This window comes from Lysobacter enzymogenes (genome assembly GCF_023617245.1).
GTDB lineage: Bacteria > Pseudomonadota > Gammaproteobacteria > Xanthomonadales > Xanthomonadaceae > Lysobacter > Lysobacter yananisis.
The window spans coordinates 5271173-5285670 of the sequence record NZ_CP067396.1 but is presented as its reverse complement, the minus strand read 5'-3'; the positions used below and the strand labels follow the sequence as shown (position 1 = coordinate 5285670).

At 72.1% G+C, this 14498-nt stretch carries 11 protein-coding genes; 8 read left to right on the top strand and 3 right to left on the bottom strand.

What is annotated here, in order from left to right:
* Positions 1-64 precede the first annotated feature (64 nt).
* The 3 genes from JHW41_RS21870 (at position 65) to JHW41_RS21860 (ending at position 3440) form a co-directional block, all read left to right on the top strand.
* Positions 65-958, top strand: coding sequence for an alpha/beta hydrolase (locus JHW41_RS21870; RefSeq protein ID WP_250447062.1), 894 nt, complete (start codon positions 65-67; stop codon positions 956-958).
* Positions 959-1074: 116 nt separating this feature from the next.
* A complete protein-coding gene (locus JHW41_RS21865; protein WP_250447060.1) occupies positions 1075-1818 on the top strand; it encodes an AraC family transcriptional regulator in 744 nt (247 codons plus the stop codon).
* Positions 1819-1928: 110 nt separating this feature from the next.
* Positions 1929-3440 (top strand): S41 family peptidase, encoded by a 1512-nt coding sequence (locus JHW41_RS21860; RefSeq protein WP_250447056.1) that lies wholly within the window; start codon positions 1929-1931, stop codon positions 3438-3440.
* A gap of 20 nt (positions 3441-3460) precedes the next feature.
* Here the strand turns inward: JHW41_RS21860 and JHW41_RS21855 are convergent, their stop codons facing one another.
* Positions 3461-5095, bottom strand: a complete 1635-nt coding sequence (locus tag JHW41_RS21855) for an ABC-F family ATP-binding cassette domain-containing protein (protein WP_250447053.1) — start codon at positions 5093-5095, stop codon at positions 3461-3463.
* 269 nt (positions 5096-5364) lie between these two features.
* On the opposite strand from JHW41_RS21855, the gene JHW41_RS21850 reads away from it, so the two are divergent.
* Positions 5365-5712 (top strand): DUF6678 family protein, encoded by a 348-nt coding sequence (locus JHW41_RS21850; protein WP_250447036.1) that lies wholly within the window; start codon positions 5365-5367, stop codon positions 5710-5712.
* A 662-nt stretch (positions 5713-6374) separates the two neighbouring features.
* Here JHW41_RS21850 and JHW41_RS21845 read toward each other — a convergent pair.
* A complete protein-coding gene (locus tag JHW41_RS21845; protein ID WP_250447033.1) occupies positions 6375-9239 on the bottom strand; it encodes a type 2 lanthipeptide synthetase LanM family protein in 2865 nt (954 codons plus the stop codon).
* Between the two features lie 150 nt (positions 9240-9389).
* Positions 9390-9998 (bottom strand): DUF6229 family protein, encoded by a 609-nt coding sequence (locus JHW41_RS21840; RefSeq protein WP_250447031.1) that lies wholly within the window; start codon positions 9996-9998, stop codon positions 9390-9392.
* On the opposite strand from JHW41_RS21840, the gene JHW41_RS21835 reads away from it, so the two are divergent.
* From JHW41_RS21835 to JHW41_RS21820, 4 genes are all read left to right on the top strand, one after another.
* Positions 9997-10410, top strand: coding sequence for a hypothetical protein (locus JHW41_RS21835; protein ID WP_250447028.1), 414 nt, complete (start codon positions 9997-9999; stop codon positions 10408-10410). The two genes, JHW41_RS21840 and JHW41_RS21835, sit on opposite strands and share 2 nt — an antisense overlap.
* 170 nt (positions 10411-10580) lie before the next feature.
* A complete protein-coding gene (locus tag JHW41_RS21830; RefSeq protein ID WP_250447024.1) occupies positions 10581-12251 on the top strand; it encodes an AMP-binding protein in 1671 nt (556 codons plus the stop codon).
* Between the two features lie 66 nt (positions 12252-12317).
* On the top strand, positions 12318-13034 hold the full coding sequence (locus JHW41_RS21825) for a GNAT family N-acetyltransferase (RefSeq protein WP_250447020.1): 717 nt from the start codon (positions 12318-12320) through the stop codon (positions 13032-13034).
* A gap of 53 nt (positions 13035-13087) precedes the next feature.
* Positions 13088-14482 carry an aspartate aminotransferase family protein gene (locus JHW41_RS21820; protein WP_250447017.1) on the top strand — a complete coding sequence of 465 codons (1395 nt, stop codon included), beginning with the start codon at positions 13088-13090 and terminating at the stop codon, positions 14480-14482.
* Positions 14483-14498 lie beyond the last annotated feature (16 nt).

The window sequence follows — 14498 nt, the reverse complement described above, 5'->3', positions numbered from 1 at the left end:
GGCGCGCGTCCTGCTACGATCGCGCCGACGCGCGGCCCGGTCGTTCGCGCGACGGAGCCGAACCTTGAAGATCCATCGTCGCGGCGCGCGCGCCGCGCTGCTGTCGCTGGCCGTGGCCTGCGCCGTCGCCGTCGCGCCGGCTTACGCGCAAGCGCCCGCGCAGACAGCACCTGCCGCGCCGACCGCGCCGACCGCGGCCAAGCTGTACGACAGCTTCACCCTGGACTCGAAGATCCTCGGCGAGACCCGCCGCATCAACGTCTACGCGCCGCCGGGCTACGCCGCCCGCGGTCGCGACCGGCATCCGGTGCTGTACATGCCCGACGGCGGCCTGCAGGAAGATTTCCCGCACGTCGCCGACGCGGTCGACCGCGCCATCGCCGACGGCGCGATCGCGCCGATGTTCGTGGTCGGGATCGAGAACACCCAGCGCAAGCGCGACATGACCGGGCCGACCGAGGTCGCCGAAGAGCTCGAGCTGGCGCCGACGCTGGGCGGCTCGGCGCGGTTCCGCGCCTTCATCCGCGACGAGTTGATCCCGCAAGTCGAGCGCCGCCTGCGCACCGATGCGCGTCGCGGCATCGTCGGCGAATCGCTGGCCGGGCTGTTCGTGGCCGAGACCTTCCTGCGCGAGCCGCGCTTGTTCGACGTCTACATCGCGATCAGCCCGAGCCTGTGGTGGAACCGCGACGCGCTGCTGGCGCAGGCGCCGGCGTTGCTGCGCGAGAACCTCAAGGCGTTGCCGCGCCGGACCCTGCGGCTGTACTCGGCCGACGAGGACAACATCGCCCCGCAGACCCAGCGCCTGGCCGACCTGCTGCGCGCGCAGTCGCCGGCCGGTTTGACCTGGGGCTACTGGCCGCGGCCGGACCTGACCCACGGCACCATCTATCGCGCAGTCGAGGACGAGTCCATCCGCGCCGCGTTCGCCGCGCCGGTGCGGGCCCCGCGCAAGTAAGCCGTCGACAGCGCGGCGGCGCCCGCCGCGCTGTCGCCGCCGCCGGCAAACTCGTGGTGCCGGCGGCGTACTATGCTCGGCCTATGCGAGCCGCGAGCGCACCCCAGCCGACCTGGATGCAGTCGATCCGTTGCAAGGCCTATGCGCCGGCCTCGGCCATGCCCGCGCATCGCCACGACGAACCCTCGCTGTGCCTGGTGGTGTCGGGACGCTATGAGGAAACCCAGCGCGGCCGCGCGGTCGCGCACGGCCCGGGCCATCTGTTGTATTGCGCCGCCGGCGAGCCGCATTCGCAGCGCTTCGCCGGCGAAGGCGCGCGCAAGTTGCTGTTGCGTCCCGCGCCGGCGGCGCTGGAATTCCTGGATGCGCGCGGCGCGCTGGAACCGGGCCGGCACGTGGCCGCGCCGCGGCTGGCGGCGCTGGCGCGCGAACTGGCGGCCGAGCTGGACGCGCGCGACGACTGCGCGGCGATGGTGGTCGAGGGCCTGGTGCTGGAGCTGCTGGGCCTGTTCGGCCGCGGCGGCGAGGAGCGCGGGCGCGCGGCCTGGCTGCAGCGCGTGCGCGACTATCTGCACGAACACCAGGCCGGGGAACTGGCGCTGGAAGGCGTGGCGCGCGAAGTCGGCCGCCATCCCACCCATGTCGCGCGCGAGTTCAAGCGCGCCTTCGGCGTCTCGGTCGGCGGTTACCTGCGCGAGATCCGGGTGCAGCGCGCCGAGCGCCTGCTCGACGGCGAGCGCGCGTCGCTGGCGCAGATCGCCATCGCTTGCGGCTTCTGCGATCAGGCCCATATGAGCCGGGTGTTCCGCGCCCTGCGCGGCACCACGCCGGCGGCGCGCCGGCGCGTGCGCCGCGGTTAGCGCGGCGCACGCGCGCTAGCGCCGTACCCGACGCTAGCGGCGTCCAAGAACCGGCCCGCGCCGGCGCCGATACTGGCCGCCCACCCGTCCATTGCCGCCGGAATCCGCCGATGCGCGCCTGTCGCCTGTCCCTTCTCGTCGCCGCCGCGCTGTCCGTCGCGGCCTCGCCCTGCGCCGCCGCCGCTTTCGATCCCGCGCCATGGCGGCAGGACTACGCCCAACTCAAGCAGGCGCTGGAGCGCGAATACGCCAACCTGGCCTGGTTCGCCTCGCCGCAGGGCGGGGTCGATCTGCCCGCGCTCGATCGCGCCACCGTGCGTGCGCTCGACGGCGCCGAGAACGACGCCCAGGCCGAACGCGCGCTGCGCGACTTCGTCGCCGGTTTCGGCGACGGCCATTTCTCGTTCGTACCGAGCCTGCAGCCACCCGCGGCTGAGCCGGTCGCGGCGCCGCCGCCCGTGGACGCGCGCCGCCTGGACCCGGCCGCCGGCTGCGCCGCGTTGGGCTACGACGGCGGCGATGCGCGGGTGCCGTTCTCGCTGCCGTTCGAATCCTTGCCCGGTTTCCGCCTGCTCGACGACGGCATCGCCGGGCCGTTCCGGTCCGGGCTGATGGTCACGGCGCAGGGCGCGCGCATCGGCGTGGTGCGGCTCAAGGAATTCAGCCGCGAAAGCTATCCGTCGCTGTGCCTGGCGGCGTGGGCCGACCCCGAGGTGGTCGGCGCCGGCGACGCGCAGGCGTGGCGTTCGCGCTTGCGCGCGCGGATCGACGACGATTGGTACGGCGCACTGGAGGCCCAGCTCAAGCGATTGGCGGCGCTCGGCGCGCAGGCGTTGATCGTCGATGTCGGCCGCAACGGCGGCGGCGACGACAGCGGCGACATCGCCACCCGCCTGTTCACCCGCAAGCCGCTGCATTCCTCGCCGCTGCTGGTCTCGCAATCGCCGACCGCGGCCGGCTACCTCGACGAGCAACTCGACAACCTCGCCCAGGCGCGCGGCTTCGGCCCGGATGCGCAAGCGACCCAGGCGCTGGACCGGCAGACCGAGCGCTTGCGCGCGGCGCGCACCGACGCGCGCGAAGGCCGCTGCGACCTGTCCTGGGTCTGGCGCGAGCGCCGCGACTGGAACGGCGGGCACTGCCGGCGGCTGGTCGAGGCCGGTTCCGCCGGCGGCCCGCTGGACAACTTGCCCGCCGGCGCCTACGGCAACGCGCGCGTGGCCAAGCGCCTGCATTGGCCGATCCAGATGGACGACCATTGGGGCGCGTGGGACGGCCCGCTGTACGTGCTGACCGATGCGCGCACGTTCTCGGCCGCGGAGATGTTCGCCGCGACCCTGCGCAACAACGGCGTCGCGCGCACGCTCGGCCAGCGCACCGGCGGCGACGGCTGCGGTTTCATGCTCTCGGTCGAGCCCTTGACCCTGCAGCGTTCGCGCCTGCGTCTGCGCATGCCCAACTGCGTGCGTCTGCGCAGCGACGGCAGCGACGAAGTCGCCGGGATCGCCCCGGACCTGCCGTTGCCGCCGCGCGAGGGCGAGAACGCGCGCGCCCGCGCGCAGCGCGCGATCGCGGCGGTGGTCGCGGACTGGCCGGCCCGGTTCGGCGGCGCCGGCCGATAGCCCGGCGATCGACCCGGCGATCAAGGCGCTTCGCGCAGGCGCCCATCGACCAGTTCCAGCCGCCGCGTCGGCGCAAGTGCGGCGATGAAGGCCTCGTCGTGGCTCACCGCGACCAGCGCGCCGCGATAGGCGCGCAGCGCGCGTTCGAGTTCGCCCAGCGCGTCCAGGTCGAGGTGGTTGCTGGGTTCGTCGAGCAACAACAGCTGCGGCGCGGGTTCGGCGTGCAGCACGCAGGCCAGCACCGCGCGCAGGCGCTCGCCGCCGGACAACGCGGCCAGCGGCAACTGCGCGCGCGCGCCGCGCAGCAACCAGCGCGCGAGCAGGTTGGCGCGCGCGGTATCGTCGAGCCGCGGCGCCACGGCGCGCAAGTGGTCGGCCGCGCTGCGCGCCGGATCGAGCAGGTCGAGCCCTTGCGGCAGATAGGCGATGCGTCCTTCGCCGTGCTGCAGTTCGCCCGCGTCGGCCGCGCGCTCGCCGCCGAGCAGGCGCAGCAATGTCGATTTGCCGGCGCCGTTGGCGCCGGCGAGGACGATGCGCTCGGGGCCGCGGATGTCCAGGTCCAGGCCCGGCGGCGCGAACGCGTCGACGCCGTCGTGCCGCGCCTGCAGGCCGCGCGCGCGCAGCAGCATGCGGCCGCCGGGCACGTGCGTGTCCGGCAGTTCCAGGTCCAGCTCGGGCGCGTCGCGCAAGGCCTGCGCCGCCTCGCTCGCGCGTGCGCGCGCCGCGTCGCTGCGCGCGGCGTGCACGGCTGCGGCCTTGGCCGCCGACACCTGCGCGGCGCGCGCGCGATTGCCGGCGACGATCCGCGGCAGGCCCGCGTCCGGCGCCGCCCGCTGCGCCCGCCCGGCGCGTCGCTGCGCGCGTTCGTGCGACTGCTGGCGTTCGCGTTGTTCGCGCTTGGCCTGTTGCCGCAACTGGCGCAGGTCTTGTTCGGCCGCGGCGCGTTCGGTTTGCGCGGCGTGGCGATAGAACGAGTAACCGCCGCCATGGACGCGCAGCGCGTCCGGCGCCAATTCGCCGATGCGGTCCATGCGTTCGAGCAGGGCGCGATCGTGGCTGGCCGCGATCAGGCAGCCCGGCCAGTCGTCGATCAGGCGATACAGGCGCTCGCGCGCGGCGCGGTCGAGGTGGTTGCTGGGTTCGTCCAGCAACAGCACGTCCGGCCGCTGCAGCAGCCGCGCGGCCAACTGCAACGCGGTGCGTTCGCCGCCGCTGAGGCGATCGAGCCGACGCTGCAGCGGCAGGCCGTCCAGGCCCATGCGCGCGAGCGCGGCGGCGCTGCGTTCGGCCAGGTCCCAGTCCTCGCCGACCGCGTCGAACAGCGCCGGATCGCACGCGCCGGCGGCGATCGCATCGAGCGCGCGCAGCCGCGCCGACACGCCCAACGCATCGGCGACGCACGCGGCGCCCGGCAGCGTCGCCTGCTGCGGCAGGTAGGCGAGCGCGCCGCGCACCTCGATCCGGCCCGAGGTTGGTTGCAGCTCGCCGGCGATGAGGCGCAGCAGGGTGCTCTTGCCGGCGCCGTTGGGCGCGACCAGGCCGGTGCGTCCGGGACCCAGCAACAGCGAGAGATCGGTGAACACCGGACTGCCGTCCGGCCAGGAAAAACACAAAGCGGTGATGCGAACGAAACGTTCGGCCATACGTTCGGCCATGAGGGGGCGCTCCTTCGGGGCCGCGGCGCGTTGCGCGCCTGCGCGGCGATCGACCCGGGCCTGCGGCCGCGTGGCGCGGCAGCGTGGGGCCCGTGCGGGGTCTGAGCGAGGGGGCGTGTCGATCACATGTCCTGGGCGGGTCTCCATCGTGCGGCGCCGATGATAGCGCGGCCGCGCGGAACGGATGCGAAACCGGCGCGCGAGTGTGTACTCTCCCCGATCCTGCCGCGGCGTCGGTCGTCGCGGCGTGCGGACTGCAAGGAGGGGGCATGCAGTGGGATGCAATCGTAGCGGTGGTGCGCGAACTACGGCTGAAGGCGCGAGTCAAGCCGCGCGGTTCGCCGCCGCCGCCGGAGTGGACCACCTTCCTGATCGTGCCGGTGCCCGGCTATGTCGAATCGTCCGGCTGCGGGCCGTTGCCGTTTCGCGAAGTGGAGTGGATCGAGATCGATCCGGTGCGGGTCACCGAACGCGGCCGTCTGCTGGCGCCTGCGGTGGAGAACCTCGCCGGAGAGCTGCTGTCGCGCCTGACGGCGCTGGGCCTGCAAGCCCAGGGCGGGGAGGGCGCCAAGGTGCGGGTGACGGCCGGCCAGCCGAATGCGCGGCCTGCCGCGTGAGCGGGACGCCTGTCGATTCTTGGCCCGCCGATTCAATCCGTGCATCCGGCGAAAGTCGCGGCGGCTGCATGGCGGCTGCGGTGAAAGTTTCGTCGTAGCTGCGTTGGCGCGGTCGCGGCTTGCGCCGCTCCTACAGTCGGAAACGCAACTTCACTGCAGGCATTCCAATTTTGCTGTTGCTGTTGCTGTTGCTGTTGCTTGTGCACGCCCCCGAGCGCGATGCAGTGGTCCCGCAGCCCCGGAGGGCGTGCGCATGGATGCGCACGCGCGCCATGGGGCAGGATGCCCCTTATGGCGCGGCCCCGCGCCCCTTTCGAGCCCTAGTGGCTCTTGATCCGAAAAAACAAGGCCTTTTCTTTGGTTACTTTCTTTGTGGCTTAAGACAAAGAAAGTGACCCGGCCGCTTGCGGACGGAAGCTTTTGATCGTGGCTTGTCGACACCCGTTGCGACAGAAAAGACAGAAGCAACAGCGAGTCAAAATGGATTCCGGCTTGCGCCGGAATGACGGGCAAAGGGCCGCCCAGTTTGCCTTTTGATCGGTGCGTGCAACGCGGGCGGCGGATCGGAAAGCGTTGGGCCTGAAGGCCCTCCCACGGTCGAGAACCACCAGCCCTGAAGGCCCTCCCAGGGCCCAGAACCACCAACCTCCAACCGCCAGCGACTACGCCCCCACTCGCCGCTCCAACAACAACGGCGAAGCCAACGTCGAGCCCGGATGCAGCCGGTTGAGCCCATGGATCGCCCCCGCCAGCCCCGTCATCAACCCCGGCGTGAACGCCGCCCGGGTCAGCCCGCCGACCATCCCGCGATGCTCCTCGATCGCCGAAACGATCTGCGCCGCGCTCTCGTCCGGATCGCCGCCGCATCCCTGCGGATCCAGTTCGGCGGCGCGCGCGAACAACTCGTGCAGCGACATGTCGCCGTGGCAGAGCGTGTGGCTGGAACCCCATTGCCCGCGCGCGGAAGCGACCGCGCGGCGCATCGTGCGCAAGTGGCGGGCCTCGCCGGTGCGCGCGTACAGGTCGCAGGCGCACAGGCCGATGCCGACGCTGCCGTGGCACCAGGTCGGGGAATGGCGGCCGCCGTCGCTCTCGCGCGCGTCGCGCCAGTCGCCCGCGGCCTCTTCGTAGTACGACTCCTGGAATCCGAACGCGGCATCGGCCAGCGCGCTCCAGCGCGCGCGCTGGGCGGCGTCACCGGCACCGGCCAGGACCAGCCGCGACAGCGCCCAGGCGACGCCGGTGGCGCCGTGGGAAAAACCGTTCGACGGCACCGCGCTTTCGACTCCGGCCCAGCGCGCGCCGGCTTCGTCGACGATCGCGGTCGCTTCCAGCCGCTGCGCCGCGCGCACCGCCAATGCGCGCCAGCGCGCATCGCCGCTGGCTTCGGCCAGCGCCAGCAGCGGCACGATCGCGCCGGCCGAGCCGTCGATCACGTCGAGGTAGTCGTCGTCTTCGAAGCCGCGCGCTTCCAGCGCGCGCGCGCAGGCCAGCGCGTCGTCGAGCAGTTCGGGGCGCCGCAGCAGGTCGTGCAGGCTCAGCCAGGTCCACACCTGCGAGGCATGGCCGGTGAACGCGCCGACGGTGTCCGGCGTCTCCAGCGCCTGCATCGTGCGCAGGGTGCTCACGGCGCCTTCCATCGCCGCCTCCAGCCCTTCGACCGGATCGGCGCGGCCGTGGCCGACTTCGTGCAGGTAGCCGGCCAGCGCGAGCGCGATCCCGCCGAGGCCGAAATACAGGTCCGGACGCACCGGTTGCACCAGCCAGCCCTGGCGGCTGATTTCCGGGGTGATCCAGACGGTCGAGCCGTCGTCGCCGCGCACCGCCAGGCGCAGCAGCCGCGCCGTCGCCTCGGCGGCGAGCCTGCGCCGGCGCGCGTCGAGGTCGCGCGCGTGCGGCGCCTGCGCGGCGTAGCGGCGGCCGCCGCGTTCTTCTTCGCGATAACGCATGCGCAGGTTGAGGTCGGTGGCGACCAGGGCGCTGCGGATGGTCAGTTCTTCCAGGTCCAGGCGCATCGCCCGCCAGTCGTCGAGCGCGGCGTCGATGCGCGCGGCCTGCAGCGGCGCGACGAAGATCGGCACGTCGCCGTAGCGCAGCGCGTCGATCTCGGCCTGGATGTCGGCGCGCAGTTGCGGATCGTCGCGCTCTTCGCCGCCGGCCGCGCCGTCGCCGCCGGCCAGCATCGCCGAGTTGCGCGCGAACAGGTCGCGCGCGCGCTCGATCGCCTCGTCTTCCTTGTGCAGCGAGGCCGGGTGCCAGAGCATGCGGCCGATCTCGACGTAGGCGCGGGTGGGGCGGCGGATCTCGCGCACCCGGCAGCCGGCGAAGCGCGCCAGCAGCGGCGCCAGCGCGCCGTCGCGGTCGAGCGCGCGCAACTGTGCGGTCAGTTCGAGGAAACCGTCGCTGATGCAATCCCAGTAGCGCGACACGTCCGGGTTCGGGCTCGGATGGTTCTGCGCCGTCGCCATCTCGATCTCGACCAGGGCCAGCCGCGCGCGCGGCGTGCCTTCCTCGGCGATGATCGGGGTGCGCACCTTGGGCTGCTGGTCCGGCAGCGAGCCGGCGGCGGAAATGTCCACGCCCTCCATGCCCAGCGCCTGGGTGCGGAACGGGACGATGCCGGTGCGCAGCACCGAGTTGCGGATCAGCGCCTGGGCGAAGTCGTAGGCCTGGCCGTAGCCGCTGGCCTGCAGCGGCGGGACGATCTCGAACAGGCTTTCCACATCGATCACGACCGGCACCGGGCCGGCCGCGATCAGGTTTTCCAGGTGGATGTCGGTGCCGCCGAGCAGGCGCAGCGCGGCCAGCCAATGGCCCAGGCCGCGGTAGAAGCGCGCCAGTTCGGCGTCGCCGTCGCAGTAGCGGTGGGCGACGAACGCGGCCCAGCCGTAGTCGCCGCGGTCGAGCACGGCCGGTACCCGCACACGTTGCGGATCGTCGGGAAACAGCGCGGCGAGGAAGCCGTCGAGCGCGGCGTCGATGCGCAGCGAGCGCGGTTTGTACATGACGTTGCCGGCGTCGAACTGCAGCCGCGCCACGGTCTGGCCGCCTTCGTGCAGGTCGCCCTGGCCGAGCGCGAGCGCGCGCAGCGGCCCGGCCGGCGCGCCGAGCAGCCCGGCCAGCGCGTCGCGGTCGGCGACGAAGCGCTGCATCAGCCGCTGCAGCGCCGCCGATTGCAGCTCCAGCGCGCGCAACAGGCGCGGGCGCAGCGGCGGATAGCGCTGGTCCAGGTGCGGGTCGAACTGCGGTTGCAGCGCCAGTTCGACGAACTGGGCGAAACGTTCGGCGTCGTCGTCGGCGTCGAGCTGGCCGGCGCGGCGCGCCGCGTGCAGTTCCAGCAGCAGCACCCGGTTGAGCTTGAGCCGGGCGTTGCCGCGCAAGGCTTCGTCGGCGGCGGCCTGGGCCAGCGCGGCTTCGTCGCGATCCAGCGGCAGCGACGCCAGGCAGTCGGCGAAGGCCGCGCGCGAGGCGGCGACGTAACGATCGACGATGCGGCCGAAGGCATCGGGCGGAGCGGGTTCGCTCATCGTGCGGGTTCGATCCTTCGAGGCGGCCGGCGCGCGCGGGCGCGGGCTCGCGGGAGACAGCGCGCGAACGCGGCGCGCGCGGGTGCCGCTACCGGGTTATCGGCGCGCAGCCGCGGCCGGGGCCGGGCTGCGCGTCGCCCGCATGCGGGATCAGCAGCAGAGGCAGCCGCCGTTGTAGCTGCAGCTGGTGCCGCCGAGCGTGCCGCAAGCGCCCAGGGTGGCGCGCATGCCGGTGCCGGTCATCGCGGCTTCCGCCGCGGCCTGGCCTTCGATGAAGAGCGAGCCGGCCGGATTGTCCTGGCCGTCGACACTGTCGGAACCGTTCAACCAGCCAGAGACGACGTCGTCATTCTGTTGCATGGTGCTGTCCTCCATTTCGGGTTCTGTGGATGAAGCGCGAATCCCTTCGCGGCCGCCGCGTGCCTGCGGCGGTCCGATCCGGGTGTGGCGTTTGCGGCGCCTGTGGGCTTGGACGATGCGCGAGTCCGGTCGGGCCCGCGCGCCGGCGCCCCCCGACGCCGCCTGCATACGCTGCGCGCGCGCACGGACCGCCGTCAACAGGCGCGTGCGCCAAACGGTCGCCTGAATGCGATGGCCGTCGCAGGCCCTCCACGCACGACCGTGCATGCCGCTTTGCAGCATGGCGCTAAGCTGGCGCGTGTCGGCGCGTGTCGGCGCGTGTCGGCGCGTGTCGGCGCGTGGCCGGATCGCAGGTCGGTTCGCGTTGCCTTCGCATTCCCGCGCGGTGGACACAGGCATGGCGGTTTACGCGATCAAGACCGAGGTCAGCGACACCGCCGCGCGCGCGTTCGCGTTCGCGGCGCAGAAGACCATGTACGGCGGCAAGCGCATCGCCGCCGGCGATACGGTCTATCTGTTCGCCAGCGAGAACGCCGGCGGCGCCGGCCTGTTCGCGCGCGGCACCGTGGTCGCGGCCGAGGCGGTGGCGCCGCGGCCGGGCGTGGCGCGGCAGACACCGCGGGTGAGCGTGCGCATCCGCCGCACCGCGACCGCGCGGCGGCCGCTCGGCCGCGCCGAGCTCAAGCCGCATGCGCAGTGGGACGACGGCCGGCCGCAGACCGAACTCAACTTCAAGCTCTATCGCCAGGCCACCGACAAGGTCGTCGGCCTGTCGGATGCGGCGGCGGCGTTCCTCGACGCGCATTTCTGAGCGCGCAGCGTCTGCGCACGCACGCTCCATACCGCAATCGCGGTCAAAGAATGGATCGCGCCCGCTTGGCTTCCGGCCCGGCTGGGCAAGGCGGCCGGACCGCCCGCGGGCTGCCGGTGGAGCGCGCCGGCTTGCTATCGTGGGCGCTCGTATCCGGAGCGCGCATTCCCATGGATTCTTCCCCTTCCTGGTTCGCCAGCTACCCGTCCGACGTGCCCACGCGGATCGATCCCGACGCGCTGGGCACCATCAACGACGTGTTGCGCAAGACCGTGGCCGAGTTCGGCGCGCGGCCGGCGTACAGCAATTTCGGCAAGATCCTGAGCTTCGCCGAGCTCGACGCGCTCAGCCGCCGCTTCGCCGCCTACCTGAGCTACGAGCTCGAACTCAAGAAGGGCGACCGCGTCGCGATCATGCTGCCCAACTGCCTGCAGTACCCGGTGGCGCTGTTCGGCGCGCTGCGCGCGGGGCTGGTGGTGGTCAACATCAATCCGATGTACACCGCGCGCGAGCTGGCCCACCAGATCCACGACAGCGGCGCCAAGGCGCTGATCGTGGTCGACAACTTCGGCGCCACGGTCGAGGCCGCGGGCGTGGCGAAGCAGCTGGCCGGGGTGATCACCACCGCGCTCGGCGACCTGTTCGATCCGCCCAAGCGCGCGCTGTTCAATTTCGCGCTCAAGTACGTCAAGCGGATGGTGCCGGACTACCGCATCGAAGGCGCGGTGCGCTTGCGCGACGCGCTCGCGGCCGGCGCTCGGCGCGAATGGAACGACGTCCACGTCGAATCCGGCGACCTCGCGTTCCTGCAGTACACCGGCGGCACCACCGGCCTGTCCAAGGGCGCGATGCTGACCCATCGCAACATGGTCGCCAACCTGCAGCAGGTCTCGGCCTGGTTCGGCGCGCGCATCCGCCCCGGCCAGGAAATCATCGTCACCGCGCTGCCGCTCTATCACGTGTTCGCGTTGACCTGCAATTGCCTGTTGTTCCTCAACGCCGGCGGCCACAGCGTGCTGATCACCAATCCGCGCGACATGCCCGGCTTCGTCAAGGAACTGCGCAAGACCCCGTTCACCGCGATCACCGGCGTCAACACCTTGTTCAGCGGTTTGCTCAACACGCCCGGCTTCGACCAGGTCGACTTCTCGCAATTGCGGATGTGCTTCGGCGGCGGCACCGCGGTGCAGCGCGCGGTGGCCGAGCGCTGGAAACAGGTGACCGGCAAGGCGCTGGTGGAAGGCTACGGCCTGACCGAAAGCTCGCCGGTGGCGGTGGTCAATCCGATCGTCGAGCACATGGAGTTCAGCGGCGCCATCGGCGTGCCGCTGCCCTCGACCCTGGCCTGCGTGATGAACGATGCCGGCGAGCGCCTGCCGGTGGGCGAAGCCGGCGAACTGTGCCTGCGGGGGCCGCAGGTGATGAAAGGCTATTGGCGCCAGCCGGAGGAAACCGCGCGCACCATCGACCGCGACGGCTGGCTGCACACCGGCGACATCGCCCGCGTCGACGAGCGCGGCTTCATTTTCCTGGTCGACCGCAAGAAGGACATGATCCTGGTGTCCGGCTTCAACGTGTATCCCAACGAAGTCGAGGACGTGATGGCGGCGATGCCCGGCATCCGCGAATCCGCGGCGGTGGGCGTGCCGAGCGAGAAGTCCGGCGAGGCGGTCAAGCTGGTGGTGGTGCGCTCGGATCCGGCGCTGACGGCCGAGCAGATCAAGGCGTATGCGCGGGCCAATCTCACCGGTTACAAGGTGCCGCATGTGATCGAGTTCCGCGATGAGCTGCCCAAGAGCAATGTAGGCAAGATCCTGCGGCGGGAGTTGCGCGGGGGCTGAGGCGCGCGGCGGGCGCAGCGTGCACAATGACGGCCGGTCGCCGACTCCGGTTATATGCGCATGTCCATGTTCTCCGCCCTCGTCGAAACCCATTGGCAGCAGGCTTTCGCTGGCGAAGCGACGCGTTGGCGCGAGTCGGCGCTGACGGTCACGATCGACATCCGGGCGCACGCCCGATTCCGCGCGATCCTGTTGGAGACCGAGGCCGGTGCGCGCGCGATGCTGGATCCCGCGCTCGCCGACGCGCTGGTCGCGGCGGTCGGCGCGCCGCTGGAACCGGACGAGTTGCGGCCGGCGCTGGCGCAGGCGGGTGCGCCGTTGTACGGCGCCGATCACTTGTTCTATTTCACGTTGCGCGATCAGGCCGGAGTGCTCGCCGAACCGCCCGCGGCCCACGTGCGCGCGCTGGGTCCGGACGATGCCGCGGCGTTCGCAATGTTCGAATCCGAGGCCAGCGAACAGGACCGCGACGACGCCTACGTCGCGCTCGATCACGACGCCGCGTTCGGCGCCTTCGCCGACGGCCGGCTGGTATGCGCGGCGAGCATGTACCGCTGGGATGAATCCCGGCTGATGGATCTGGGCGTACTGACCCTGGCCGCGCATCGCGGCCGCGGCCACGCCCGCGCGGTGGTGCGGGCGATCGCGCGCCATGCGTTGGCGCAGGGCTGGGAGCCGCAGTACCGCTGCCAGCTCGACAATGCGGCGTCGGTGGCATTGGCCGCGGCGGCGGGGCTGTCGGGATACGGACGCTGGGACGTGGCGCCGTCGTCGCCGCAATGACGGGCGCCGACGATGCGATGATGCGGATCCGTCGGCAAACAGGAGAGACGCGAATGAACCGTATCGACGAAACAGGCCAGTCGCCCGCGTCGAACCGGGCCGGCGCCACCGACGCGCGCTCCGCCGCGTGGCGCGACGACCGCCGCCATGTGCTGCATTCGTGGTCGGCGCAGGCGCTGATCGATCCGGTGGTGGTGGCCGGCGCGCAGGGCTCGTGGTTCTGGGACGAGCACGGGACGCGCTGGCTGGATTTCTCCAGCCAGCTGGTCAACGTCAACCTCGGCCACCAGCATCCTGCCTTGGTCGAGGCGATCCGCGAACAGGCCGCGACGCTGTGCACGATCGCGCCGTACCACGCCAACGAAGCCACCGCGCGGGCCGCGCGGATGATCGCCGAGGTCGCGCCGGGCGATCTGGACCGGGTGTTCTTCACCAACGGCGGCGCCGAGGCGGTCGAGAACGCGGTGCGCATCGCCCGCCAGCACACCGGCCGGCACAAGCTGATGTCGATGTACCGCAGCTACCACGGCGCCACCGCCGGCGCGATCGCGCTGACTGGCGATCCGCGCCGCTGGAACGCCGAGCCCGGCCCGCCCGGGGTGGTGCGGTTCTGGGGGCCGTACGCCTACCGCTCCAGTTTCCATGCGCGCGACGAAGCCGAGGAAGGCGAGCGCGCGCTGGCGCATCTGCAGCAGACCCTGGAGCTGGAAGGGCCGCACACGGTGGCGGCGATCCTGCTCGAATCGGTGGTCGGCGGCAACGGCATCCTGGTGCCGCCGGACGGTTATCTGCAGGGAGTGCGCGATTTGTGCGACCGCCACGGCATCGTGCTGATCGCCGACGAGGTGATGGCCGGTTTCGGCCGTTGCGGCGAGTGGTTCGCGATCGACCGCTGGGGCGTGGTGCCGGACCTGATCACCTTCGCCAAGGGCGTGAACTGCGGTTACGTGCCGCTGGGCGGGGTGATCGTCAGCGAACGCATCGCCCAGGCCTACCAGCAGCGGCCGTTCCCGGGCGGGCTGACGTACTCGGGCCATCCGCTGGCCTGCGCGGCGGCGGTGGCCTGCATCGGCGTGTACCGCAGCGAAGGCTTGATCGAGCGCGCGCGCCGCATCGGTGCGCAGATCATCGGGCCGGCGTTGGCGGCGATGCGCGAGCGCCATGCCAGCGTCGGCGAGGTGCGCGGCCTGGGCGCGTTCTGGGCGATCGAACTGGTGCGCGACCGCGCCACGCGCGCGCCGCTGGTGCCGTTCAACGCCGCCGGCGCGGCCAATGCGCCGATGGCCGAACTGGTGGCGGCGTGCAAGCGCGGCGGGGTGTGGCCGTTCGCCGCCGGCAACCGGCTGCACATCGTGCCGCCGTTGAACATCGACGAAGCGGATCTGCGCCACGGGCTGGCGGCGATCGACGAAGCGTTGTCGGTCGCCGATCGCTACGCCGCGGACTGAGCGCGTAGCCGCGGCG

Excerpts from the sequence above, each read along its gene's own strand:
- JHW41_RS21825 (WP_250447020.1), top strand. The coding sequence starts at position 12,318 with ATGTTCTCCGCCCTCGTCGAAACCCATTGGCAGCAGGCTTTCGCTGGC.
- JHW41_RS21855 (WP_250447053.1), bottom strand. The coding sequence starts at position 5,095 with ATGGCCGAACGTATGGCCGAACGTTTCGTTCGCATCACCGCTTTGTGT.
- JHW41_RS21820 (WP_250447017.1), top strand. The coding sequence starts at position 13,088 with ATGAACCGTATCGACGAAACAGGCCAGTCGCCCGCGTCGAACCGGGCC.
- JHW41_RS21850 (WP_250447036.1), top strand. The coding sequence starts at position 5,365 with ATGCAGTGGGATGCAATCGTAGCGGTGGTGCGCGAACTACGGCTGAAG.
- JHW41_RS21845 (WP_250447033.1), bottom strand. The coding sequence starts at position 9,239 with ATGAGCGAACCCGCTCCGCCCGATGCCTTCGGCCGCATCGTCGATCGT.
- JHW41_RS21835 (WP_250447028.1), top strand. The coding sequence starts at position 9,997 with ATGGCGGTTTACGCGATCAAGACCGAGGTCAGCGACACCGCCGCGCGC.
- JHW41_RS21865 (WP_250447060.1), top strand. The coding sequence starts at position 1,075 with ATGCAGTCGATCCGTTGCAAGGCCTATGCGCCGGCCTCGGCCATGCCC.
- JHW41_RS21840 (WP_250447031.1), bottom strand. The coding sequence starts at position 9,998 with ATGCCTGTGTCCACCGCGCGGGAATGCGAAGGCAACGCGAACCGACCT.
- JHW41_RS21830 (WP_250447024.1), top strand. The coding sequence starts at position 10,581 with ATGGATTCTTCCCCTTCCTGGTTCGCCAGCTACCCGTCCGACGTGCCC.
- JHW41_RS21860 (WP_250447056.1), top strand. The coding sequence starts at position 1,929 with ATGCGCGCCTGTCGCCTGTCCCTTCTCGTCGCCGCCGCGCTGTCCGTC.